Below are 23,261 nucleotides of genomic sequence, written 5' to 3'. Positions count from 1 at the left end.
GCGAGTGCTCGGGAGAGGGGCCGGTCGGTGGGAGCAGGGGGAGGCGCGGCTCGCCGCCGCAGGGGGACGGCCGCGGGGCTGTTCGGAGCGGCACTGCTGGTCGCCGGAACGGTCCTGACCTCGGGTGGTGCGTACGCGCAGCCCGCCCCGCCGCCGGGCGGGCACAGCGCCGGGCAGGGCGAGGACGAGGACCGCGACGCCCAGGGCGGCCACGGCGGGAAGAAGGACGACCACGGGAAGGGCGGCGCCAAGCCGCGACCGGGCGACGGTCCGAGCGCCCCGCCCGGCCGCCGGTCCGGGTCGCCCGCCGGCTCCGCGTCCGCCGCCGACGGCAGCGACTCCTCCGGCGCGCGCCCGGTCCCCGCGCCGGGCGCCGTCCTGGCCGTCGCCGAGGCCGGTCCGGAGACCGCCGTCCCGACCGCGCAGGGCCTTCAGCAGGCGCTCGCCGCAGTCGTCGCCGACCACAGCCTCGGCGAGGTCACCCTCGCCGTCGCGGACGCCACCGGCGGCCAACTCCTGTACGGCTCGGGGGAGAACGCCCCGGCCACCCCCGCCTCCACCACCAAGCTGGCCACCGCGATCGCGGCGCTGTCCCTGATCCCCGGCGACACCCGGCTGAGCACCCGGGTCGTCCGCGGCGCGGAGCCGGGCACGGTCACCCTGGTCGGCGGCGGCGACCCGACGCTGACCGCGCTGCCCGCCGACCAGGTGCAGATCGGCGGACAGCCCGCCGACGCCGACACCGCCCCCGCCTCGCTGGACGCCCTCGCCCGGCAGACCGCCGCCGCCCTCGCCGCCGCCGGCACCACCACGGTCAGGCTGGACTACGACCTGTCGATGTACACGGGCAGCCCGCAGCACCGCAACCACGACGCGCAGAACATCGCGCTGGTCGTCCCGTTCATGGTGGACGAGGCCAAGGCGGACCCGAAGAGCCGTGAGGACGCGCCGAACCGCGTCGCCGACCCGGCCTCCGCGGCCGCCGACGCCTTTGCCGCCCTGCTCAGGGCCCAGGGCATCACCGTCGAGGGCAGGGCCAAGCCCGCTGCCGCACCGGCCGCCGCCGACGCGCCCGTCCTCGGCCGGGTGGACTCGCCCACGCTCGACCGGCTGGTCGAGCGCCTGCTGACCACCTCCGACAACCAGCTCGCCGAGGCGATCGCCCGTCAGGTCGCGCTCGCCGCCCACCAGCCGGCGAGCTTCGAGGGGGCGGCCGCCGCCGTCACCCAGGAGCTGGCCCGGCTCGGCGTGCCGATGGGCGACGTGGTCCTCAACGACGGCAGCGGCCTGCACCCTGACAACCTGATACCGCCCGCCGTCCTGGTCCGACTCCTCTCCCTGGCCGCCTCCGAGCGGCACCCCGCGCTGCGCCCGGTCCTCACCGGCCTCCCGGTCGCCGGCTTCACCGGCACCCTCGGCAAGCGCTACGGCTCCGCCTCCGGCGCATCCGCCGCGGCGGGCCTGATCCGCGCCAAGACCGGCACCCTCAGCGGCGTCAACACCCTCGCCGGCACCGTCGTCGACGCCGACGGCCGCCTCCTCGCCTTCGCCGTCATGACCCGCACCCCCGCCACCGTCCACGTCGACACCGCCCGCGCCGCGATGGACCGCGTCGCCGCCCGCATCGCCGCCTGCGGCTGCCGCTGAGCCGCCCGGCGCGCGGTGCCAGGACGGCCTCACCGCCCGGGAGTTGGGGTGCCGGCGGGCGTGCGGATGCCCGGTCGCGGGGTGCCCGGGGGGAGGTGTTCCCGGCGGGTGGCTGCCGTTGGTGGTGGGGAGCACGTACGGTGAGGGCATGACGAGCGCGAGTGGCGGTGCTGACATGGTCGACTGGAACCTCGCGGTCGCAACTGCGACCAGGCTGGTGCGGCCGGGGCCGGAGGTGAGCCGCGCGGAGGCGGCGGCGGTGGTCGCCGAGCTGCGTCGGCACGCCCTGGAGGCGGAGGAGCACGTACGGGCGTTCACCGGCATGCGGTCGTCGAGTCTGGCCCGGGCCGCGGCGACGCCGGTGCTGGTGGTGGACCGCCCCGGGTGGGTGCGGGCCAACGTGGCGGGCTTCCGTACGGTCGTCCAGCCGCTGGTGGAGAAGTTGCAGGCGCGCCGGGCGAACAGCGCGACGGCCGGGGTGTTCGGCACCGTGGGGGAGAAGGCGACCGGTATCGAGGTCGGGGCGCTGCTGGCGTTCCTGGCGACCAAGGTGCTGGGCCAGTACGAGACCTTCGCCCCGGCCGAGCCCTCGCTGGAGGCCCCGGACAGCCCGGCGGCGCTGTTCGACAAGCCGCGGCTGGGGCCGGACGGTCCCGGGCCGGGCCGGTTGCTGCTGGTGGCGCCGAACATCGTGCACGTCGAGCGGGAGCTGGACGTCGACCCGTCCGACTTCCGGCTCTGGGTCTGCCTGCACGAGGAGACGCACCGCACACAGTTCACCGCGGTGCCGTGGCTGCGCGACCACATCCAGTCCGAGGTGCAGTCCTTCCTCTCCGAGACGGACGTCGACCCGGGCGCGCTGCTGGACCGGCTGCGGGACGCGGCGGGCTCGCTGGGCGGGCTCCCGGGTGTCGGCGGCCGGGAGGGCTCCTCCTCGTCGAACCTGCTGGAGATCGTCCAGTCGCCCGCGCAGCGCGAGATCCTCGGCCGTCTGACGGCGGTGATGTCGCTGCTGGAGGGCCACGCGGACGTGGTGATGGACGGGGTTGGACCGGCGGTGGTGCCGACGGTCGCGGAGATCCGGGAGAAGTTCCAGCAGCGCCGGGACCGCGGTGCGAACCGGCTGGACCTGCTGCTGCGCCGGCTGCTGGGCATGGACGCCAAGCTGCGCCAGTACCAGGACGGCGCGGTGTTCGTGCGCGGGGTGGTGGAGCAGGTCGGCATGGAGGGGTTCAACCGGGTGTGGACCTCCCCGAACACCCTGCCGACCAAGGAGGAGATCCACGACCCGGCCGCCTGGGTGGCCCGGGTGGCGCGCTGAGCGTGTCCGAGCGGGCCGACCGGACGCTGCCGCGCGGCGAGCCGGGCGGCAAGCGGCGCGCGGTGGTCAAACCCGCTCGTACGAGTGGTCCAATCGGGCAGATGACGAGTGAAGAAGCGTTTCTTCATTCACCCGAACGTGGGACGGTGGTCGTACCGGTGGCGCGGGTGGCGTAGCGGGTCGCTCCTTTCTGCCACCATCTGTGAGCGCCCGGTAACTGGGTGCATGCAGGTGCGCGGTCCCCGCCGCCCGCCGCAGTCCTGTCCCCCCTCCCTCGAGGAGTCGTCCGCCGTGGGCCCTCACCCCGCCGTCGCCGCGATACGCCTGGCCGTCCGCCGCACGCTCACCGACCTCGCCGCCGAGGCCGGTTCCACCTTCACCGCGCCCGTGCGCGAGTCCCGGCAGCGCCCGGCCGGGGCGCCGCTGGTGGGTGCCGCCGTCGGCACCACCCTGATCGGCAACGCCGCGCGCCACCCGTCCGGGCTGCCCCGTACCCCGGCAGCGCCCGGCTCGCCGCTGGTGCTGGTCGCCGTCAGCGGCGGCGCGGACTCGATGGCGCTGGCCATCGCCGCCGCCTTCGAGGCCCCCAAGATCGGCCTGCGGGTCGGCGCGGTCACCGTCGACCACGGCCTGCAGCCCGGCTCCGCCGAGCGCGCCGAACAGGTGGCCGAACGGCTGCGCTCGCTCGGCCTCGACCCGGTCGAGGCGGTCCCGGTGCACGTCGGACGCGCCGGCGGCCCGGAGGCGGCCGCCCGGGACGCCCGCTACGCCGCCCTGGACGAGGCCGCCGACCGCCACGGCGCGATCGCGGTCCTGCTCGGCCACACCCGGGACGACCAGGCCGAGACCGTGCTGCTGGGCTTGGCCCGCGGCTCGGGTGCCCGCTCGCTGGCCGGGATGCCGGCCCAGAAGGGCCGCTACCGCCGTCCGCTGCTGGAGCTGGACCGCGCCGCCACCCGGCAGGCCTGCTCCGCCCAGTCGATCCCGGTCTGGGACGACCCGCACAACTGTGATCCCGCCTACACCCGCTCCCGGGTCCGCCACGAGGTGCTGCCGGTGCTGGAGAAGCACCTGGGCGGCGGAGTGGTCGAGGCGCTGGCCCGTACCGCCCGGCTGTTCCGCGACGACGCGGACGCCCTGGACCAGTGGGCCTCCCTGGCCGAGCGCGACCTCCGTACGGGCGAGGGCACCCTGGACGCCGTGAAACTGGCCGAACTGCCGCCCGCCGTGCGCCGCCGGGTGCTGCGCCGGGCCGCGCTCCGCGCGGGCTGCCCGGCGGGGGACCTCTTCGCCCGGCACCTGGAGACGATCGACCTGCTGGTCACCGGATGGCGCGGCCAGGGGCCGCTGCACCTACCCGGGGGCGTCGAGGCCACTCGCAGGTGTGGCACGCTGGTCTTTCGGCGGCAGGGCGACTGACGGGGGAGGCATGCCCCGGGGGAGCCGGCCGCCGGCCACACAGACCCCGAACGTTTGAGGACGTATCCCCGGTGGACCAGAACGACATGGGCGCTGACCTCGCGAAGGTGCTCATCAGCAAGGACGAGATCGATGCCAAGCTCCTCGAGCTGGCAGAGCGCATCGACCGGGACTACGCAGGCAAGGACCTGCTGATCGTCGGCGTCCTCAAGGGTGCCGTGATGGTCATGGCCGACCTCGCCCGGGCCCTGCACTCGCAGGTGACCATGGACTGGATGGCCGTCTCCTCGTACGGGATGGGGACCAAGTCCTCCGGCGTGGTGCGGATCCTGAAGGACCTGGACACCGACATCGCCGGCCGCGACGTCCTGATCGTCGAGGACATCATCGACTCCGGGCTGACGCTGTCCTGGCTGCTGGGCAACCTGGGCTCGCGCGGCCCAGCCTCGCTCGAGGTCTGCACCCTGCTGCGCAAGCCGGACGCGGCCAAGGTCGAGATCGACGTGAAGTACGTCGGTTTCGACATCCCGAACGAATTCGTGGTCGGCTATGGCCTGGACTACGCGGAGAAGCTGCGTAACCTCCCCTTCATCGGCACTCTCGCCCCGCACGTCTACGGCGGCTGAGCGCCCCGTTCGGGCTATGGGCGGGAACAGTAGGTCGTTCCCGCCCGTTGGACCGGGGGGACAAAGAACCAAAGCCGTGTCGCCGTGCTCCCGCCATGGGCGGGTCCGACTGCGGTACGGTCCAATAAACCGCTCTTCACATGAGCACCAATCGGATGCGCCGCGGCCCACAGCCTCCCGGCGCCGTTGAGTGGCAGGAGGGACGGGGCGGCAACGCCCCGCATGGATGGACGTCAAGCGATACTTCCGTGCGCCGATCATGTGGATCGTGCTGGCCGTCCTCGCCGTCATCGTACTGATGCAGGTCGTTTCGGACTCGAACGGCTACAAGACGGTGGACACCGGTCAGGTCGTCGCGGCGATCGACGCGCACAACGTCAAGTCGGCGCAGATCACCACCGGTGACTCGAACACGATCAAGATCCAGCTGAAGGACGGCGCAACACTGCCCAGCGCCGGTACGGGCAAGGCCCCGTCCGGCAACAAGTTCCAGGCCTCGTACATCGGCGACCAGGGTGTCGCGATCGCCGACAAGCTGCAGGCCCAGATCAACGACAAGGACTCGAGCACGCTCGCCGAGGGCTACACGGTGAGCCCGGAGAAGCAGAGCACCTTCGTCAGCCTGCTGCTGTCGATGCTGCCGATCGTGATCATCGTCCTGGTCTTCCTGTTCCTGATGAACCAGATGCAGGGCGGCGGCTCCCGCGTCATGCAGTTCGGCAAGTCGAAGGCCAAGCTGCTCACCAAGGACACCCCGAAGACCACCTTCGCCGACGTCGCCGGTGCCGACGAGGCGGTCGAGGAGCTCCACGAGATCAAGGAGTTCCTGCAGGAGCCGGCCAAGTTCCAGGCCGTCGGCGCCAAGATCCCCAAGGGCGTGCTGCTCTACGGCCCGCCCGGTACCGGCAAGACCCTGCTGGCGCGCGCCGTCGCGGGCGAGGCCGGGGTGCCGTTCTACTCCATCTCCGGCTCGGACTTCGTCGAGATGTTCGTCGGTGTCGGTGCCAGCCGCGTCCGCGACCTCTTCGAGCAGGCCAAGGCGAACGCCCCGGCGATCGTCTTCGTCGACGAGATCGACGCCGTCGGCCGGCACCGCGGCGCGGGCCTCGGCGGCGGGCACGACGAGCGCGAGCAGACCCTCAACCAGCTGCTGGTCGAGATGGACGGCTTCGACGTCAAGGGCGGCGTGATCCTGATCGCCGCGACCAACCGCCCCGACATCCTGGACCCGGCGCTGCTGCGCCCGGGCCGCTTCGACCGCCAGATCGCGGTGGAGCGCCCCGACCTCCAGGGCCGGCTGGACATCCTCAAGGTGCACCAGAAGGGCAAGCCGATCGCGCCCGACGTCGACCTCTCGGCCGTCGCCAAGCGCACCCCCGGCTTCACCGGTGCCGACCTGTCGAACGTCCTCAACGAGGCGGCGCTGCTGACCGCCCGCTCGGACAAGAAGCTGATCGACAACGGCATCCTGGACGAGGCGATCGACCGCGTCGTGGCCGGTCCGCAGAAGCGCACGCGGATCATGTCCGACAAGGAGAAGAAGATCACCGCGTACCACGAGGGCGGTCACGCCCTGGTCGCGGCGGCCTGCCAGTACAGCGACCCGGTGCACAAGATCACCATCCTGTCCCGCGGTCGGGCCCTCGGCTACACCATGGTGCTGCCGGACGAGGACAAGTACTCCACCACCCGCAACGAGATGCTCGACCAGCTGGCCTACATGCTGGGCGGGCGCGCGGCGGAGGAGCTGGTCTTCCACGACCCGACCACCGGCGCCTCGAACGACATCGAGAAGGCCACCGCCACGGCGCGGGCCATGGTCACCCAGTACGGCATGACCGAGCGCCTGGGCGCGATCAAGTTCGGCACCGACAACTCGGAGCCGTTCCTGGGCCGCGAGATGGGCCACCAGCGCGACTACTCGGAAGAGGTCGCCGCGCTGGTCGACGAAGAGGTCAAGAAGCTCATCGAGAGCGCGCACAACGAGGCCTGGGAGATCCTGGTCGAGAACCGCGACGTGCTCGACAATCTGGTGCTGGAGCTCCTCGAGAAGGAGACCCTGAACAAGGAGCAGATCGCCGAGATCTTCGCCCCGGTGGTCAAGCGCCCGGCCCGGCCGGCCTGGACGGGTTCCACCCGTCGTACGCCGTCCACCCGGCCGCCGGTGCAGTCGCCGAAGGAGCTGGCGCTCACCAACGGCGCCGCCGCCGGGGACACCGCTCCGGTGGACGTCGTGAAGCTCCCGCCGCTGCCGGCCGCCGAGCCGCCGGTCGAGGGCTGACCTCCGGTCCCGTAGGGAATGGATGCCGCGTCACCAGGGTTTGTACCCTGGAGGCGCGGCATCCGTGCTGTTCAGCCAGAGATTTCCCACACCTAAGCGAGGCCCGCATGATCGACCCGGTGACGCTCGACGGTCCGCCCGCCGTCGGGACCTTCGACCAGAAGCGGGCCGAGAACGCCATCCGCGAGCTGCTGCTCGCCGTGGGGGAGGACCCGGACCGCGAGGGCCTGCTGGAGACCCCGGCCCGGGTCGCGCGCGCCTACAAGGAGATATTCGCGGGCCTCTGGCAGGAGCCCGAGGAGGTCCTCACCACCACCTTCGACCTCGGCCACGACGAGATGGTGCTGGTCAAGGACATCGAGCTGACCTCGGTCTGCGAGCACCACCTGGTGCCGTTCCGCGGGGTGGCGCACGTCGGGTACATCCCGTCCATCGACGGCAAGATCACCGGGCTGTCCAAGCTCGCCCGGCTGGTCGACGTCTACGCCCGCCGCCCGCAGGTGCAGGAACGGTTGACCAGCCAGGTCGCCGACGCGCTGATGCGGATCCTGGAGCCGCGCGGGGCGATCGTCGTGGTCGAGTGCGAGCACATGTGCATGTCGATGCGCGGCATCCGCAAGCCCGGCGCCAAGACCATCACCTCGTGCGTGCGCGGCCAGCTGCGCGACCCGGCCACCCGGGCCGAGGCGATGAGCCTCATCATCGGCCGCTGAGCGGCCGCAGGGTCTGCCGGGGCCAGGACTCAGGGCACCTCGTGCTCCGCGTGCGGCGGAGCCGGGGTGCCCAGTGCGTTGCGGCGCTCGGGCATCCGCAGCGTGACCATCCGGCGCCAGCCGTACGCGCGGTCGTACAGGTAGAGCGCGTGCACCCCGAGGGTGACCACGGCGAGCTGCCAACGCGGCCAGCGCAGGATCCGGGCCATCCGGGCGGTGACCGCCAGGCCGACGTCCCGGTGGGTGCGGATCTCGCCGCGGGCGCTGGCCTCCAGGGTGTGCCGGATGTACGGGCCGTGGCCCTCGGCACGCAGCCGCAGCAGCTCCTCGTGGCAGTACGCGAGGTGGTTGTCCTCGTCGGCGGAGATCATCCGCATCGCCCGGCCGAGGTCGGGGTTGTCCCCGTACACCTTGACCAGCTGGCGCATCTGCTCGGCGGCGCGCTGCTCGGTGACCCGGCTGTGCGCGAGGTAGGTGATGATCTCGCGGTCGGTCAGCGGGACGTCGCTGTTCAGCCGCTCGTGGGAGAGGCCGACGCCCTGACGCTCCAGCAGCATGCAGTAGTCGGCCTCGTCCGGGACGGGCACCTTGGGCAGGCCGCGCTTGTTCAGCAGCTGGGTGAAGATCCGGCCGTGCTTGCGCTCGTCGGCGCCGTGCCGGGCGACCTTCGGGGCGAGGACCGGGTCCGTGGTGAGCGCGGTGATCCGCTCGTTCTCCCAGCCGCCCTGGTCCTCGCCGCCGGCCGCGATGCTGCAGAACAGCTGGTACGCCTGGTCGTTCCGGTAGATCTCGTTGAAGAGCGATCGGGTGCTCAGCACGGCGCCTCCTGCGCGGGTCCGGGGCGGCGCCCGCCCTCCGGGCGGACGACGGGGGTTTGAAGACGGGCCCTAGCCGAGGTGGGTGCCCAGCCATTCGAGTGAGGCCGGCAGCTCCTTGGTCCAGCTGTCGACGTTGTGCCCGCCGTCGTCCAGGTAGAGCGAGTCGGCCTTGAACTGCGGGTTGGCCGCCGCGACCTGGGTGGCCTGGTCGACGAACTGGACGGTCTGCGGGTAGTCCGACTCCTTGCGGGTGGAGACCACCAGCAGGTTGAGCGCCGGGACCGGCAGGTTCTTCAGCCGCCAGCCGAGGTCGTGCTGCTGGGCCAGCGCCTTGTCGCCGTTGAAGAGGTCGCCGCCGGTGTAGCCGTCCTGGCGCACGGTGAAGTCGCCGTGCAGGCTCGCCGCGCTGCCGAAGACGTTCGGGAAGCGCATCGCCAGGCGCAGCGCGCAGCTGCCCCCGGTGGAGTAGCCGAAGGTGGCCCAGGAGCCGGCCGTGCGGCCGACCCGGTAGGTGCTGCGGACGGCCTCGGGCACGTCCTGGGCGAACCAGGCCTCGGTGCGCGGCCCGCCGGGGACGTCCACGCACTCGGTGTCCCGGGACGGGACCACCCCGGGGCGGACCATCACCAGGACGGTCGGCGGCATCTTGCCGGAGCGCTGCAGCTCGATCGCGGTCTGCGGGAGGGACAGGTCCTTGACCAGGTTCAGCGCCGTGCCCGGGTAGCCGGCGATGGCGAGCAGGACGGGGAACCGGACGAGGGCGAACTTCGGGTCGAAGTACTCGGGCGGCAGGTAGACGAACATCTGGTCGGAGAAGCCCGTCTCCTTGCCGTTGACCCGGACCGACTCGACCTTGCCGACCTCCTCGGGCGGGCCCTTCGGCAGGTTGGGGACGGTCTCCAGGCCGCCCTCCTCGGTGGGCTGGATCCGCGCGTCGGCGACCGGGGTGCCCTTGTGGTTCTCGTTGCTGGTCAGCGCGAGCTTGGCGTCGCTGGATCCGAGCAGGTCGTCCCAGGACGTGTAGAACCCGAACGAGTTGTTCACCGCCAGCGCGAGCACTGCCACGATCGAGGCTTGAACGACCGTCATCAGTCCGATCCGGCCGAGCATCGGCAGGGGGCGCTGGCGCGCCAGCCGGGGCCAGATCCACAGCGTGGTGACCAGGGCGGCAGCGCCGAGTGCGAGCAGCGAGTTCATCAGCGCGTCGCTGGTCAGTTCCATGCCGTCGGCCTTCCGCTGGGACGCTGTCGGGGCAGGCTTCATCGTCTGGTGGCCCGTCAGGCCGGGCCACCGCAGCTAGGCTGTCCGGGCGCCCCGACGGGGGCCGGAAGGGCGGGGGACGTCGCAGGCAACCGGCACCCTAGAATGCGGCGTCCACCGTACGTAAAGCGTCCCGGAGGGTCCTGCCGCGCCACGCTGCGGAGGCCCCCCGGCTCCTACCGCCGGCTCAACCCGCAGCGCGTCCACGGACCCGGTTTACCGACCGTTTCCGGGTCCTTGGTATGCGCATTGCCTGATGAAGGAATAGGCATGAAGGTCCATCACGCGTCCTCCCCCGGAGTGACCGGACACCGCCCCGCAGCCTCTACGCTGAGCTTCCATGAGCGTTCCCGTGTCCGTTGAGCCGAGCCCCGAGCAGCCGCCGCGCCGTCGCCGCGGCCTGCAGACGCTGCGCACCCAGGCAGCCGCCGTTCCGAGGGCCTGGCTCCCGAGCGCGGTCGGCTACGCCTGTCTGCTGATCGGACTGGTCGACATCGCCAGCGCGGTGTTCCCCAAGCTCCGGCACACCAAGATGCACACCTTCGCCGGGCAGCTGCCGGGCGGCACCACCAGCCTGGCCGCGGTCGGCACGCTGATGGTCGGCATCCTGCTGGTGCCGCTCGCCCACGCGCTGCGCCGGCGCAAGCGGCGGGCCTGGCGGGCGGTGTGCGTGCTGCTGCCGGTCGGCGCGGCGCTGCACATCGTGCGCTGGCACCAGATCGGCCCGGCGGTCGTCTCGCTGGTCGTCCTCGCCGTGATGCTGCTCCACCAGCGCGAGTTCTACGCCAAGGCCGACCCGCGCACCCGCTGGCGGGCGGCGGTCAACCTGGTCGTCATGGGCACCCTCAGCGTGCTGCTCGGCCTGCTGATCGTGAGCACCCGCACCAAGTACGAGATCGGCCACCCGGGCCTGGGCGAGCGGATCCAGCACGTCGGGTACGGACTCTTCGGCTTCGAGGGCCCGATCCGCTACACCAACATGCGGATGTCCGACCTGGTCGCCTACCTGCTCGGCGGGCTCGGCCTGCTGACCGCCTTCACCACCGCCTACCTGGCGCTGCGCCCGGGCAAGCCGAAGCCCGAGCTCACCGAGGAGGACGAGGAGAAGGTCCGCGAGCTGCTGGCGCGGCACGGCGAGCGCGACTCGCTCGGCTACTTCGCGCTGCGCCGCGACAAGAGCGTGCTGTTCTCGCCCACCGGCAAGGCCGCGATCTCCTACCGGGTGGTCTCCGGCGTGATGCTCGCCTCCGGCGACCCGGTCGGCGACGTCGAGGCCTGGCCGGGCGCGATCAAGGTGTTCATGGCCGAGGCCCGCGAGCACGCCTGGGTGCCGGCCGTGATGGGCTGCAGCGAGGTCGGCGGCGAGGTCTGGACCCGCGAGGCGGGCCTGGACGCGCTGGAGCTGGGCGACGAGGCGATCGTCGACACCTCCACCTTCTCGCTCTCCGGCCGGGCCATGCGCAACGTCCGCCAGATGGTCAAGCGCATCGAGCGCAACGGCTACTCCTGCAAGGTGCGCCGGGTCTCCGAGCTCACCGTGGACGAGAAGTACCGGATCGCCGACGCCGCCGCCCGCTGGCGCGGCACGGACACCGAGCGCGGCTTCTCGATGGCGCTGGGCCGCTTCGGCGACCCGCTGGACGACGAGTGCGTGGTGGTCACCGCCCACAAGGAGCCCGAGGAGGGCGAGAGCGGCGACGACCTGAAGGCCGTGCTGCACTTCGTGCCCTGGGGGCCGGACGGCATCTCGCTGGAGCTGATGCGCCGCGACCGCGCCGCCGACCCGGGCCTGAACGAGCTGCTGATCGTCGCCGCCCTGCAGGCGGTGGGCGCCATGGGCATCCGCCGGGTGTCGCTCAACTTTGCGATGTTCCGCTCGGCGCTGGCCCGCGGCGAGCGGATCGGCGCCGGTCCGGTGCTGCGCGCCTGGCGCGGGCTGCTGGTGTTCCTGTCGCGCTGGTTCCAGATCGAGTCGCTGTACAAGTTCAACGCCAAGTTCCAGCCCGAGTGGGAGCCGCGCTTCCTGGTCTTCCCGAACACCCGGGACCTGCCGCGGATCGGCTTCGCCGCGATGCAGGCGGAGGCCTTCATCACCCTCGGCATGCCGCGCTTCGGGCGCAAGCGCCAGCGCGAGGGCCTGATGCCGGTCCCGTCGACCCGCGAGGTCACCGAGGCGGCCTGAGGCACCGCGCCGCTCGGGGCACCGCGCCGCTCGGGGCGCCGAGCTGCTCGAGGCGCCGGAGGCTCCGACAGGGCCCCCGCCGGGAATCCCCGGCGGGGGCCCCGTTCGATAATGGGCGCATGAGCGATACGCCGTCCTTCACCCTCCCGGCCGGTCTGCCGCGGCTCGAGCGCTGCGCCGTGATGGGCGTGGTCAACGTCACGCCCGACTCCTTCTCGGACGGCGGGCTCTGGCACGACCCCGCCAAGGCGATCGCGCACGGGCTCGCCCTGCGCGCCCGCGGTGCGGACCTGGTGGACGTCGGCGGCGAGTCCACCCGGCCGGGCTCGCAGCGGGTGCCCGAGGAGGAGGAGCTGCGCCGGGTGATCCCGGTGGTGCGCGAGCTCGCCGACGCCGGGGTGATGGTCTCCGTCGACACCATGCGTGCCTCGGTCGCCGAGCGGGCCGTCGAGGCCGGCGCCGCGATCGTCAACGACGTCTCCGGCGGGCTCGCCGACCCGGCGATGGCCCGGGTGGTCGCCGAGACCGGCGTGCCCTTCGTGGTGATGCACTGGCGCGGGCAGTCCGCCGACATGGACGAGCTGGCCGTCTACGACGACGTGGTGCGGGACGTCGTCGCCGAGCTGACCGCCCGGGTGGACGCGCTGCTGGCCGCCGGGGTCAAGGAGGACCAGCTGATCCTCGACCCGGGGCTCGGCTTCGCCAAGACCTCGGAGCACAACTGGGCGCTGCTCGGCCGGCTGGACGCGCTCATCGGGCTCGGCCGTCCCGTCCTCGTGGCCGCTTCGCGCAAGCGGTTCCTGGGTACGCTGCTCGCCGACCCGGCAACCGGGGAACTGCGCCCGGCCCGGGAGCGCGACGACGCGACGGCCGCGGTGTCGGCGCTGTCGGCCCGGGCCGGAGCCTGGGCGGTGAGGGTGCACGACGTGTCCGGCACGGCGGACGCCGTCCGGGTGGTCGCGGCCTGGCAGCGCGCGGCGCGGCTGGGGTGAGGGAGGGTCTGTGACAGGTGACGGCAGGTTGAGCGGCGGAACGGCCGGGCGGGCCCGCGAGGCGGACCTGGAGGCCGTGCTGGCGGCGAACCGAGGGCTCTACGAGGCGCTGGAACGGGGAGACCTGGAGGCGGTCGAGGACGCCTGGCTGGGCGCCGCGGACGCCGACGACAAGGGCGGCGTGGTGTGCGTGCACCCCGGCTGGCCGGTGCTGCGCGGACGGGCTCAGGTGACCCGCTCGTACATGTTGATCATGATGAACACGGAGTACATCCAGTTCTTCCTGACTGATGTCGAGGCCGAGGTCCACGGCGATGTGGCCCTTGTCACGTGCACCGAGAACATCCTCTCCGGGGGTGAGGCGGAGGAGGAGGGCGAGCTCGGACCACTGGTCGGCGGAAAGGTCGTGTCGACGAATCTGTTCCGCCGCACCCCGGCCGGGTGGAAGCTCTGGTCGCACCACGGCTCACCCGTTCTGACCAGCGGCGACGAGGACGACGAGGGCTGATTCCGGGGGTTGTCGAAATACGGTGCCGGCACGTCGCCCGGGAATTTCCGAGTGGTCACCGAACGTTCACGTCAATCGCCATTCCGGCGCGCGTGGCGTCGTTTCCTGCCGGGTAGGACGGTCAGGCGTTGTCCGTGCTCGCGGGTAGATTCGAAACGGAGTGGCGGGCGTGCTGCCCGCCTTCGCCCTGCCCGTCCAAGCGTTTCTCCGGGCTGGGCCCGTCCGACTGGGAGCAGTGATTCGTTTGCTGGACCGCGTCACCCTGCGGGGGCTGCGTGCCCGGGGCCACCACGGCGTCTTCGAGCGCGAGCGCATCGAGGGCCAGACCTTCGTGGTCGACCTCGTGCTCTACCTGGACACCCGCCCCGCCGCGTCCGGAGACGACCTCACCCGCACGGCGCACTACGGCATCGTGGCCGAGGAGGTCACGGCGATCATCGCCGGGGAGCCGGTCGACCTGATCGAGACCCTGGCCCAGCGCATCGCCGACCAGTGCCTCAAGCACGAAGCGGTCGAGGAGGTCGAGGTCACCGTGCACAAGCCGGACGCCCCGATCACCGTGCCGTTCGACGACGTGACCGTGACCATCCACCGGGGCCGCGCATGACCCCCACCGCGCGCCCGGTATCCGATGCAGAGGGAACCTTGATGAGTAAGAGCGACCCGACCGCCACGCCGAACGCGTTCGACCTGGAGAACCGGGTGGACTCCGCCGACACCACCCTGCACAGCCAGCGCTGCGCGGTGATCGCGCTCGGCAGCAACCTGGGCAACCGGCTGGACACCCTGCAGGGCGCCGTGGACGCGCTCGCGGACACCCCGGGGCTGAAGATCAAGGCCGTCTCCGCGGTCTACGAGACCGAGGCCGTCGGCGGCCCCGACGAGCAGCCCAACTACTACAACGCGGTCGTCGTGCTGCGCACCTCGCTGCCCCCGCGGGACCTGCTGGAGCGCGGCAACGCGATCGAGGACGCCTTCGGGCGGGTGCGGACCGTCCACTGGGGTCCGCGCACCCTGGACGTCGACATCCTGGCCTACGAGGGCGAGCTCAGCGACGACCCGCAGCTGCTGCTGCCGCACCCGCGCTCGCACGAGCGGGCCTTCGTCCTCGCCCCCTGGCTGGACGCCCAGCCGGAGGCCGAGGTGCCCGGGCACGGGCGGGTCGACGCGCTGCTGGAGGCGCTCGGCGGCCCGGACGCGCAGGGCGTGAAGCGCCGCGAGGACATCCGGCTGACGCTGCCGGAGTAGGCGGGCGAGTCCCCGCCCCGAGGCGCCGTGTCGCGAGCGGGCGAGTCCCCGCCCCGAGGCGCCGTGTCGCGAGCGGGCGAGTAACAGCCGGGGAACTCGGACGGGGGGTCGGCCGTACCAGTAGGTGTCCGCCGTTCGCGCGGGTGTCCGCCCGGCCGGGCCCGGTACGGTGGGCTGGCGCCGCCGCGTCGGGCCTCCGGGCGGCCGGCCGGTTCTGGTGACCCCGGGAAGGACCTCCTCCGAGTGAAGCTGCTTCGCCTCCGCCTGCTGATCGGCATCATCGCCGCCACGACGGCGCTGTCCTGGGCCGGCTCCAAGCTGTGGGCTTCCCTGGACACGCTGCCGGCCGTGCCGGGCGCGGCGCCGGTGGTGCTGGCGGCGGTGGCGGTGATCCTGCTGGCGACCGCGCTGTCGCTGCGGTCCCGGCTGAAGGCGGTGCGCGAGCGGCAGCCCGGCGCGAAGGGCGTCGACCCGCTGCTCGCGGCGCGGGCGCTGGTGCTGGGGCAGGCCAGTGCGCTGGTCTCGGCCGTCGTCACCGGCATCTACGCGGGCGCGGGGATCTACCTGCTGGGGGAGCTGGACGTGTCGGCCCGCAAGGGCCAGGCCGTCACGGCCGGGTTCGCGGTGCTGGCGGGGGTCGCGGTGATCGCCGCGGCGCTCTGGCTCCAGCACGTCTGCAGGTTGCCCGAGAACCACGACGGTCCGAGCGGTCCGAGCGGTCCGGCGGCATCCCGCCGCTGAGCAGGGCCTTCTTCGTGATCTTGAGTGAAAAGCCGGGCACGTGCGGTAAAAACCTCACCCTGTCAAGGGCGGAAGGGGACCCTGGGCTGACAGGGCCCCAATTCGCACGCTAGTTTCTTGGCATGTCTCGCGGACGCCACCGTCATTCTTCCGTCCTCGGCCGGGTCTTTCCCCCCATCGCCGCCGGCGTACTGCTGGTCGCCGCTCTGGCCGCTCTGCTTTTCAGTCAGGACACCATCCTGGTCCGCTCGGTGGGCATCGCGGCGGTGATCGCGACGCTCGGCTTCGCCCTGTTGCTGCGTCAGCGGGACAAGGCGGCCCGGGCGGCCGCCGAGATGTCCGCGGCGCAGCGGATGCGGGCCGAGGAGCGGTTCGAGGAGCAGCTGGCGGAGGCCGAGTACGCGGCCGAGGTCGCCGAGGAGCGGGCCACCCGCTTCGGCCGGCGGCTGACCGCGGAGAAGTCGCGGCTGGCGAAGGCCGAGACCGAGATCGCCCGGCTGCTGCGGGAGCGCGCCGTGGCGGTCGCCGAGCAGGCGCTCAAGGAGGCCGAGGCGGCCCAGCGGGCGCTCGCCGCGAGCCGACCCAAGTACCCGGCCAGCCCGGCCGCCTTCGTGCGGGCGGGGGCCGTGCTGCGGCTGCTGGAGCGCCGCGCGGCGGAGCAGGAGGCGCGGCGGGCGCGTACGGCGAGTGCGGAGGTCGCGCTGCGGGCGTCCGCGGTCCCGGCCGCCCAGTCCGGGCCGGCGCCCGCGCCGGTGGCCGTGCCCGCGCCGGTGGCCGTGCCCGCGCCGGTGGTGCCCGCGGTGCCCACGCCGGCCCCCGCGTCGGCGGTCACGCCCCCGGTGGCGCCCGCGCCGGTGCGTCCGGCGCTGACGGCGACGGTCGGTCAGCTCGGCGGGACGCCGGCCGCTCCGGTCGCGGCGCCCGTACCGGCCGAGCGGCAGCGGCCGAGGTCGGCGCAGTCCGGGCAGGTGCGTGGGCCGGGCTTCAGCTTCTTCGGCCGCGGCTCGGGCGCGCCGGTGCGTCCGGCGGCTCCGGCACCGGCGGTGGGCAGCGTCGCCGAGCTGGGGGAGCGGACCGACCTCGCGGACGTGGTGGGCGACGAGGCGGTGGCCGCCAAGGCCGCTGCCGAGGCCCGGGCGGCGGAGCCGACCGCGGTGCGGAAGGACGCTCGGGAGCCGCAGTCGGCCGAGCGGTCGCAGCAGGACGGCGCGCAGCAGGACGGGCCGACCGTGGTGGACCTGACGCCGGAGGACGAGACCGAGCTGATCCAGCTGCCGGAGCTGCGCGCCTCGCGCTGAGACGGGTGGACGAACGCGGCGCGGGAAGTCGGACGGACCGACTTCCCGCGCCGCGGCGTTGTCAGGGGGTGCGTCAGATCTGGACGCCGAAGTCCTGGGCGATGCCCGCCAGGCCGGAGGCGTAGCCCTGGCCGACGGCGCGGAACTTCCACTCGGCGCCGTTGCGGTAGAGCTCGCCGAAGATCATCGCGGTCTCGGTGGCGGCGTCCTCGGAGAGGTCGTAGCGGGCGATCTCGGCGCCGCCGGCGGCGTTCACCACGCGGATGTAGGCGTTGCGGACCTGGCCGAAGTTCTGGCCGCGGGCGATGCCGTCGTAGATGGTGACCGGGAAGGTGATCTTGACGGCCTCGGCCGGCAGGCCGGCCAGGTTGATGTTGATCGCCTCGTCGTCGCCCGCGCCCTCGCCGGTGCGGTTGTCACCGGTGTGCACGACGGTGTTGTCCGGCGTGCTGGTGTTGTTGAAGAAGACGAAGTGGGCGTTGGACAGCACCTTGCCGTCCGCGTTCAGGACGATCGCGCTGGCGTCGAGGTCGAACTCGGCGCCGGTCGTGGTGCGGACGTCCCAGCCCAGGCCGACGGTGACCGCGGACAGGCCGGGGGCCTCCTTGGTCAGCGAGACGTTGCCACCCTTGGAGAGGCTCACTGGCATGGCGATTGCAGTCCCTTCGTTCGCTTCGTGCGCTTTTCCCCGGGACAACGCAATACTCCGGGGGCTTGGTTCCGCAGGGGCCGTGAATTCTTCGTGGGCGTGAATGCCCGGGCAAAGCCGCGGCAAAGTCGGGGGTCAGACCCGGCGGAACCGGCCCTGCAGCGACCAGATGTTCGGGTTGTCGGCCAGGTCCGGGTGCATGTCGAACAGGTCGGCGAGGGTGTCCTGGAGGAAGTCCCGGGCCTCGCGGCGCAGGTCGCTGTGGCGGACCACGGCGGCCGGCTCGTCCGGCAGCCAGGTCGCGGTGATCTCGACCCAGTTGAAGCGGCGGGCGAAGCGCAGCAGCTCGGTGTTCTGGGTGAAGTCGAGGTCGGCGGTCTGCACCCGGGCGGCCCGGCTGCCGTCCGGGTCGCGGTCGAGGTGCTCGGCGATGTCGCACAGCGCCCAGGCGAAGTCGAGCACCGGCACCCAGCCCCAGGCGGTGGACAGCTCGGCGCCCTCGGCGTCCAGGTAGACGTCGCCGCAGAACAGGTCGTACCGCAGGGCGTGCACGGACGCGGTGCGGTAGTCCGTCTGCGGGGGGTCGGGGAAGCGGTTGGAGAGGGAGTAGCCGAGCTCGATCACGTACGCCATTGTCGGGCTTGGGGGCACGTGGAGGTAACCGGGTGCGGGATGGGGCGCCCCCGCCTTCGTCCCGGAGGCGAGCGGGCGAGTAAACCGCGTGACCGGGGCGGGGCGGGCGCGGGATGATGGGCGCATGCCCGAGCCCATCCGCGTACGGGGGTCGGTGGTCGTCCCCGACGCCGAGCTCGTCTGGCGCTTCTCGCGTTCCTCCGGCCCCGGTGGCCAGCACGTCAACACCTCCGACTCCAAGGTCGAGCTGCGCTTCGACCTGGCCTCCACCAAGGCGCTGCCCGAGGTGTGGCGCGAGCGTGCGCTGGAGCGGCTGGCCGGGCGGCTGGTGGACGGGCGGGTGCTGGTGGTCCAGGCCTCCGAGTTCCGCTCGCAGTGGCGCAACCGGGAGGCGGCCGCGGCCCGGCTGTCGGCGCTGCTGACCGAGGGGTGCGCCCCGCCGCCGAAGTCCCGGCGGGCGACCAAGCCGAGCCGGGGGATGGTCGAGCGGCGGCTGTTCAACAAGAAGCACCGCTCCGAGGTGAAGCAGGGCCGCCGGTCGCCGCGGGGCGGCGAGTAGCGCAGCCGCTCAGCCCAGGGTGCGGTAGCCGCCGCGGAAGTACAGCAGCGGACGGCCGCCCGGATCGGGCACCGCGGCTTCCAGGACGCGGCCGAGCAGCAGGGTGTGGTCGCCCGCGGGTATCCGCTGCTCGGTGCGGCACTCGACGGTGGCCAGCGCGCCCTCGATCAGCGGGGCGCCGGTGCGCGGGCCGCGGTGGTGCGCGGTGTCCGCGAACAGCAGCCGGTCGCTGAGCCGGCCCTTCATGGCGAAGCGCGAGCCGATCGTCTTCTGCCCCTCGGCCAGCACCGAGACCGCCCAGGTGTCGACCCGGGACAGCACCTCGTCCGTCCGGGAGTCCTCGCGCACCGAGATCAGCACCAGCGGGGGCTCCAGCGACACCGAGAGGAAGGACGTGGCGGTCATGCCGATGTCCTCGCCGTCCTCCGGGTCGTGGACGGTCACCAGGCTCACGCCGGCGGCGAGCTGGGAGAGTGCTGCCCGGAACTCGTCGGGCGTGGCGTGGGGGGCAGCTTCGGGCTGCGGGGACGGGTACACGTACCGCACGGTAGTCGTCACCCGCGGGAAACGGCATCGGGCCTTGGTCGTAGGACCGGCGGTGCGGCCGTCGTGCGCCCGCGGTGCGGCTGCGGGGTTGCGGGTCGGTGACCGTACTCACCCTCACGAGTGAAGCCGGGCGGACCGGCGGGCGCAGCCGACTTCAGCTCGCTCCCGAGGAGGTCGACCAGGGGAAAGTCCTGATTTCGCTTTATGTCCCGCTCTGGGGCGGATGAACTGATTAAGGGCGCATTAGTGTCGTGTGATTTAAGTCACAAGTGATGGCCTATTGCTGACCGAGCGTGCCGAACGCTGTGCTCCCTGTGATTCAGTTCTTCTGGCAATCGGACGATAACCAATCAAGAACTATCCGAAGCAGCCGGGGAGCCCCCGCATGGAAGCCGAGTCGGAGCCGTACGTCCGTCTCGCGACCCTCCGCACCTTGCACCGGGTCGTGGCGGACCTCAACGCTGCCCGCAGCCTGGCGGGGACCCTGCAGGCCGTCGTCGAGGGCGCGGTGCACGGGCTCGGCTTCGACGCCGCCGCGGTCAGCCTGGTCCGCCCGGACGGCGACCTCGTGGTGGCGGCCGTCTGGGAGCTGGAGGAGAGCCCGATGGGCGGCCCCTCCGTCCTCCTCGGCCAGGTCGGCTCCCGGGAGTCCTGGGACCGGCTGCTCGGCGTCAGCGACCACTGGGGCACCCTGCGCTTCCTGCCGTACGACCGAGGCTGGGCCGTCGCCAGCGACATCCCGCGCTGGATCGGGGACGGCCCGCAGCCCGTGTACGCGAACGACTGGCACCCCGCCGACGGGCTGCTCGCCCCGATGTACAGCGCCGGCGGCGACCTGCTCGGGGTGCTCTCGGTGGACCGCCCGCGCAGCGGCAAGCGGCCCGGCGCCTGGACCCGCGAGGCACTGGAGATGTTCTCGCTGCAGGCCTCGATCGCGATCGGCAACGCCCGGCTGCGGGCCGAGATGCAACGCGCACTGGCCCGCCTGGAGAAGGAGCAGCAGGCGCTGCGGGCCAGCGAGGAGAGCTTCCGGCAGGCCTTCGAGTACGCCCCCAGCGGGATGGCCATCACCGAGCTGCACGGCGCCGGACGCGGCCAGCTGACCAGGGTCAACGACGCGCTCTGCCGACTGCTCGGCCGCCCCCGCGCGGTGCTGCGCCAGCAGAGCTTCGCCGACCTCGTCCACCCCGAGGACCGCGCGCTGCTGGAGCGCACCAGCGCCGAGAGCGGCCGGGCGGAGCTGCGGCTGTCCCGGCGGGACGGCGGCTACCAGTGGGTCTGCCTGCGCAACTCGATCGTGGCGGACGCGGCCGAGGGGCCCAGCTTCCTGCTCACCCACGTCGAGGACATCGAGGACCGCAAGCGGCACGAGTTCCAGCTCGCCCACCGGGCCAGCCACGACGCGCTCACCGGCCTGCCCAACGGCGCCGAGCTCAAGGCCCGGCTGGCCCGCCGGCTCTGCGCCCAGCCGCAGCCGGTCGGCGCCGCGCCCGGCCCGGCCGAGGCGGCCTACCCGCCGCCGTACGGGTACCCGGCCGACTCCTACAGCGCGCACGCGGCCCACGACGGGCTGGAGGGCGCGGACCCGTACGCCGCGGCGGTGCACGGCTACGGGCTGCCCGAGGGCGGCCCGCCGCCCGGCCTCGGCCCTGGCTACGGGGAGCACGTGCACGCGGTGGTCCCGGCCGACCACGGGCCGGGCGGCGACGCCTGGTCCGCGCCGTTCCGCTCCGGCGGGGCGGCCGTGGTGGACAAGGGGCTCGCGGTGATCTTCTGCGACCTGGACGGCTTCAAGTCGATCAACGACCGGTTCGGCCACAACGCGGGCGACGCGGTGCTGGTCGAGGTCGCCCGGCGGCTGAGCCAGGCCGTCCGGGACGGCGACACCGTGGCGCGGCTCGGCGGCGACGAGTTCGTGGTGCTGGCCGACGGCATCGGCCGCGAGGAGGCCAAGGACCTCGCCCACCGGTTGCGCAACGCGATCATCCCGCCGATGCGGATCGACGGCCGGGCGATGCGGGTCGGCGTGAGCCTCGGGATCGGCTGGGCCGGCTGCGGGATGAGCATCGAGGAGGTGCTGCACACCGCGGACGAACGGATGTACGACGAGAAGCGGGCCCGCGGCGGGGCGGTGCGCGGGGCGCGCGGCGAGCGCTCGCACCGGCGGGCGGGCTGAGCCCGTACGGGGACGGAGGACGCGGCGCCACCGGCTCCGGGGACACGGGCCGGGCGAGGTTACCCGTGAGTTGTCAAGGGTTCTTTTCCGGCTGTCACGTGCGGCAGGTAGGGTGCGCGGTACGACAGCGTCCATGATCTGCGCCGCCCGCAGCCGGCGGCGCGCACCGGATGGGGGAGCAGACCACCGTGACGACCGCCGGCAGCAACGGAATGCCCGAGGGCCAGGGGGGCGGTGCCCCGCAGGACGACGACCCGTTCGGCTACCTCTACCGCCCGGCCGACGGCTCCACCGGGCAGCCGGCCGAGCCGCAGCAGGGGGTCCCCCGGACGTCGTACAACCGGCCGATGGAGGTCGGGCGCGCCCAGTACGGCTACGGCTACCCGCCGCGCGCGCAGCAGCAGCCGTACGGCCAGCCGGGCACGCCGCAGGGGTACCCGGGCGGCCAGCCGCAGGGCCCGTACGGCCAGCCCGGTGTGCCGCAGCAGGCCGAGTACGGTGCCGCGCCCGCCCAGCAGCCCCGCTACGCCGAGCACTCCCGCCCGCAGCCGGGCGACGACCGGCCGAGCAGCGGCCGGAGCAAGGGCGCGGTGATCGGTGCGGTCGCCGTGGTCGCGGCCATAGCGATCGGCGCGGGGATAGCGCTCTCCACGGGCGGCCAGGACGGCGACAAGAACGCCAAGGGCGGCACCGCCACCACCGCCGCGCCGGGCCCCAACACCTCGGCTCCGACCGCCCCGACCGGGACCGGTTCCCCCACGGCGACCGCCACCCCGATAACGGGCCCGTCGACCGTGGACGCGAGCCAGCTGCAGGGGCAGAACGCGCCCTCCGGCAACAGCGTCAAGGGCGCCAAATCGGCGGACGGCAGCTACCTGACCCTCCAGCCGGGCGGCTCGGTGACCTGGAGCGGCGAGATCGCCACGGCCGGGACGTACAAGCTGACCGTGCACTACAACTACTCGGGCGCCGACCTCAAGGGCGCGGCCGCGGTGAACGGCAAGGACTGGCCGAGCGGGTTGACCTACAAGATCTACGGGCCGGCTCCCAAGGACCAGGCGTCCGCGTGGTACACGACCTACATACTGCCGCAGCTCCAGGCAGGGCCGAACTCGGTGACCTTCACGGGGCCCGCCGGGGCGACGATCCTGATCGACCAGATCACCCTGGAGCCGAACGGCGGCTGAGCCGCCCACCGCACGCACCGCGGCCGCCCGTCCCCGCTGGGGGAGGGCGGCCGTCGTCGTTCGCAGCCGAGCGCGGTCAGGCGGGCTTCACGGTGGAGAAGCGATCGCCGCCGACGGCCCATCGGCCGCGGCGCATCACGGCGACCAGGTCGAAGGTCCCGGAGTCGACCACGACGAGGTCGGCGAGCTTGCCGGTCTCCAGTGAGCCGATCGAGTCGCTCAGGCCGAGCAGCCGGGCCGGGGTCGCGGACAGCGACTCGACGGTCTGGCCGAGGCTCAGGCCGTTGACGGTCACCGAGCGCTTGAACGCCACGTCCAGGGTGAGGGTGGAGCCGGCGATCGCGCCGCCCTCGACCAGCCGGGCGACGCCGTTCTCGACCCGGACCTGGAGGGGGCCGAGGGGGTAGAGGCCGTCGCCCATGCCGGCGGCGCCCATGGCGTCGGTGATCAGGGCGAC

At 73.0% G+C, this 23,261-nt stretch carries 22 protein-coding genes; 16 read left to right on the top strand and 6 right to left on the bottom strand.

Translation table 11 applies throughout. From position 1 onward, the window contains the following. Positions 1–27 precede the first annotated feature (27 nt). From dacB to folE, 6 genes are all read left to right on the top strand, one after another. Positions 28–1,647 (top strand): D-alanyl-D-alanine carboxypeptidase/D-alanyl-D-alanine endopeptidase, encoded by a 1,620-nt coding sequence (gene dacB, locus ACZ3TI_RS35445; protein WP_465733703.1) that lies wholly within the window; start codon positions 28–30, stop codon positions 1,645–1,647. A 148-nt stretch (positions 1,648–1,795) separates the two neighbouring features. Beyond that, positions 1,796–2,968, top strand: a complete 1,173-nt coding sequence (locus ACZ3TI_RS35440; protein ID WP_465733701.1) for a zinc-dependent metalloprotease — start codon at positions 1,796–1,798, stop codon at positions 2,966–2,968. 291 nt (positions 2,969–3,259) lie between these two features. After that, on the top strand, positions 3,260–4,387 hold the full coding sequence (gene tilS, locus ACZ3TI_RS35435; RefSeq protein ID WP_465733699.1) for a tRNA lysidine(34) synthetase TilS: 1,128 nt from the start codon (positions 3,260–3,262) through the stop codon (positions 4,385–4,387). Positions 4,388–4,458: 71 nt separating this feature from the next. Continuing rightward, complete coding sequence (gene hpt / locus ACZ3TI_RS35430) at positions 4,459–5,013, top strand: hypoxanthine phosphoribosyltransferase (RefSeq protein WP_030059589.1); 555 nt, start codon at positions 4,459–4,461, stop codon at positions 5,011–5,013. A 226-nt stretch (positions 5,014–5,239) separates the two neighbouring features. Then, complete coding sequence (ftsH, locus tag ACZ3TI_RS35425) at positions 5,240–7,294, top strand: ATP-dependent zinc metalloprotease FtsH (protein ID WP_465733697.1); 2,055 nt, start codon at positions 5,240–5,242, stop codon at positions 7,292–7,294. A gap of 107 nt (positions 7,295–7,401) precedes the next feature. Then, entirely contained in the window at positions 7,402–8,007 is a 606-nt protein-coding gene (gene folE, locus ACZ3TI_RS35420; RefSeq protein ID WP_465733695.1) for a GTP cyclohydrolase I FolE, read from the top strand. 29 nt (positions 8,008–8,036) lie between these two features. On the opposite strand, the gene ACZ3TI_RS35415 is transcribed toward folE, so the two are convergent. After that, positions 8,037–8,825: a ferritin-like domain-containing protein gene (locus ACZ3TI_RS35415; protein ID WP_465733693.1), complete on the bottom strand. Its 789-nt coding sequence runs from the start codon at positions 8,823–8,825 to the stop codon at positions 8,037–8,039. 69 nt (positions 8,826–8,894) lie between these two features. After that, complete coding sequence (locus tag ACZ3TI_RS35410) at positions 8,895–10,046, bottom strand: alpha/beta hydrolase (protein ID WP_465733691.1); 1,152 nt, start codon at positions 10,044–10,046, stop codon at positions 8,895–8,897. A 379-nt stretch (positions 10,047–10,425) separates the two neighbouring features. Between ACZ3TI_RS35410 and ACZ3TI_RS35405 the strand changes: the two genes are divergently transcribed. The 7 genes from ACZ3TI_RS35405 (at position 10,426) to ACZ3TI_RS35375 (ending at position 17,054) form a co-directional block, all read left to right on the top strand. After that, on the top strand, positions 10,426–12,267 hold the full coding sequence (locus ACZ3TI_RS35405; RefSeq protein WP_465733689.1) for a phosphatidylglycerol lysyltransferase domain-containing protein: 1,842 nt from the start codon (positions 10,426–10,428) through the stop codon (positions 12,265–12,267). Positions 12,268–12,386: 119 nt separating this feature from the next. After that, entirely contained in the window at positions 12,387–13,259 is an 873-nt protein-coding gene (folP, locus tag ACZ3TI_RS35400) for a dihydropteroate synthase (protein WP_465733687.1), read from the top strand. Positions 13,260–13,287: 28 nt separating this feature from the next. Beyond that, positions 13,288–13,767, top strand: coding sequence for a nuclear transport factor 2 family protein (locus ACZ3TI_RS35395; protein WP_465733685.1), 480 nt, complete (start codon positions 13,288–13,290; stop codon positions 13,765–13,767). 247 nt (positions 13,768–14,014) lie between these two features. Further along, positions 14,015–14,374, top strand: coding sequence for a dihydroneopterin aldolase (gene folB, locus ACZ3TI_RS35390; protein ID WP_465733775.1), 360 nt, complete (start codon positions 14,015–14,017; stop codon positions 14,372–14,374). A gap of 41 nt (positions 14,375–14,415) precedes the next feature. Continuing rightward, positions 14,416–15,015, top strand: coding sequence for a 2-amino-4-hydroxy-6-hydroxymethyldihydropteridine diphosphokinase (gene folK / locus ACZ3TI_RS35385; RefSeq protein WP_465733683.1), 600 nt, complete (start codon positions 14,416–14,418; stop codon positions 15,013–15,015). Positions 15,016–15,258: 243 nt separating this feature from the next. Further along, positions 15,259–15,756 carry a DUF3180 domain-containing protein gene (locus tag ACZ3TI_RS35380; protein WP_465733681.1) on the top strand — a complete coding sequence of 166 codons (498 nt, stop codon included), beginning with the start codon at positions 15,259–15,261 and terminating at the stop codon, positions 15,754–15,756. 122 nt (positions 15,757–15,878) lie between these two features. After that, positions 15,879–17,054: a hypothetical protein gene (locus ACZ3TI_RS35375; RefSeq protein ID WP_465733679.1), complete on the top strand. Its 1,176-nt coding sequence runs from the start codon at positions 15,879–15,881 to the stop codon at positions 17,052–17,054. A 73-nt stretch (positions 17,055–17,127) separates the two neighbouring features. Here the strand turns inward: ACZ3TI_RS35375 and ACZ3TI_RS35370 are convergent, their stop codons facing one another. Beyond that, positions 17,128–17,703, bottom strand: coding sequence for a TerD family protein (locus ACZ3TI_RS35370; protein WP_465733677.1), 576 nt, complete (start codon positions 17,701–17,703; stop codon positions 17,128–17,130). A 135-nt stretch (positions 17,704–17,838) separates the two neighbouring features. Further along, a complete protein-coding gene (locus tag ACZ3TI_RS35365; protein WP_465733675.1) occupies positions 17,839–18,336 on the bottom strand; it encodes a hypothetical protein in 498 nt (165 codons plus the stop codon). 124 nt (positions 18,337–18,460) lie between these two features. On the opposite strand from ACZ3TI_RS35365, the gene arfB reads away from it, so the two are divergent. Then, entirely contained in the window at positions 18,461–18,895 is a 435-nt protein-coding gene (gene arfB, locus ACZ3TI_RS35360) for an alternative ribosome rescue aminoacyl-tRNA hydrolase ArfB (protein WP_465733673.1), read from the top strand. Between the two features lie 9 nt (positions 18,896–18,904). Here arfB and ACZ3TI_RS35355 read toward each other — a convergent pair whose 3' ends face one another. Beyond that, on the bottom strand, positions 18,905–19,432 hold the full coding sequence (locus tag ACZ3TI_RS35355) for a flavin reductase family protein (RefSeq protein WP_465733671.1): 528 nt from the start codon (positions 19,430–19,432) through the stop codon (positions 18,905–18,907). A gap of 394 nt (positions 19,433–19,826) precedes the next feature. Here ACZ3TI_RS35355 and ACZ3TI_RS35350 point away from each other — a divergent pair, with 394 nt between their 5' ends. After that, the gene (locus tag ACZ3TI_RS35350) at positions 19,827–21,617 is read left to right on the top strand and encodes a GGDEF domain-containing protein (RefSeq protein WP_465733669.1); all 1,791 of its coding nucleotides are present in this window, start codon (positions 19,827–19,829) and stop codon (positions 21,615–21,617) included. Between the two features lie 188 nt (positions 21,618–21,805). Beyond that, positions 21,806–22,804, top strand: a complete 999-nt coding sequence (locus ACZ3TI_RS35345; protein ID WP_465733667.1) for a carbohydrate-binding protein — start codon at positions 21,806–21,808, stop codon at positions 22,802–22,804. A 76-nt stretch (positions 22,805–22,880) separates the two neighbouring features. Here the strand turns inward: ACZ3TI_RS35345 and ACZ3TI_RS35340 are convergent. Further along, on the bottom strand, positions 22,881–23,261 hold a 381-nt coding region (locus tag ACZ3TI_RS35340), incomplete at its 5' end, for an amidohydrolase family protein (RefSeq protein ID WP_465733665.1).

The sequence above is a fragment of the Kitasatospora sp. NPDC023120 genome, assembly GCF_055560835.1.
Note: the sequence above shows the minus strand (reverse complement) of the source record. Positions and strands in the feature narration are given on the sequence as shown.

What these genes read in the sequence shown, in the direction of transcription:
- arfB (WP_465733673.1), top strand. Translation starts at nt 18,461, where the DNA reads ATGCCCGAGCCCATCCGCGTACGGGGGTCGGTGGTCGTCCCCGACGCC.
- ACZ3TI_RS35440 (WP_465733701.1), top strand. Translation starts at nt 1,796, where the DNA reads ATGACGAGCGCGAGTGGCGGTGCTGACATGGTCGACTGGAACCTCGCG.
- folP (WP_465733687.1), top strand. Translation starts at nt 12,387, where the DNA reads ATGAGCGATACGCCGTCCTTCACCCTCCCGGCCGGTCTGCCGCGGCTC.
- ACZ3TI_RS35370 (WP_465733677.1), bottom strand. Translation starts at nt 17,703, where the DNA reads ATGCCAGTGAGCCTCTCCAAGGGTGGCAACGTCTCGCTGACCAAGGAG.
- ACZ3TI_RS35350 (WP_465733669.1), top strand. Translation starts at nt 19,827, where the DNA reads ATGGAAGCCGAGTCGGAGCCGTACGTCCGTCTCGCGACCCTCCGCACC.
- folK (WP_465733683.1), top strand. Translation starts at nt 14,416, where the DNA reads ATGAGTAAGAGCGACCCGACCGCCACGCCGAACGCGTTCGACCTGGAG.
- ACZ3TI_RS35365 (WP_465733675.1), bottom strand. Translation starts at nt 18,336, where the DNA reads ATGGCGTACGTGATCGAGCTCGGCTACTCCCTCTCCAACCGCTTCCCC.
- ACZ3TI_RS35410 (WP_465733691.1), bottom strand. Translation starts at nt 10,046, where the DNA reads ATGGAACTGACCAGCGACGCGCTGATGAACTCGCTGCTCGCACTCGGC.
- ACZ3TI_RS35375 (WP_465733679.1), top strand. Translation starts at nt 15,879, where the DNA reads ATGTCTCGCGGACGCCACCGTCATTCTTCCGTCCTCGGCCGGGTCTTT.
- folE (WP_465733695.1), top strand. Translation starts at nt 7,402, where the DNA reads ATGATCGACCCGGTGACGCTCGACGGTCCGCCCGCCGTCGGGACCTTC.
- ftsH (WP_465733697.1), top strand. Translation starts at nt 5,240, where the DNA reads ATGGACGTCAAGCGATACTTCCGTGCGCCGATCATGTGGATCGTGCTG.
- ACZ3TI_RS35405 (WP_465733689.1), top strand. Translation starts at nt 10,426, where the DNA reads ATGAGCGTTCCCGTGTCCGTTGAGCCGAGCCCCGAGCAGCCGCCGCGC.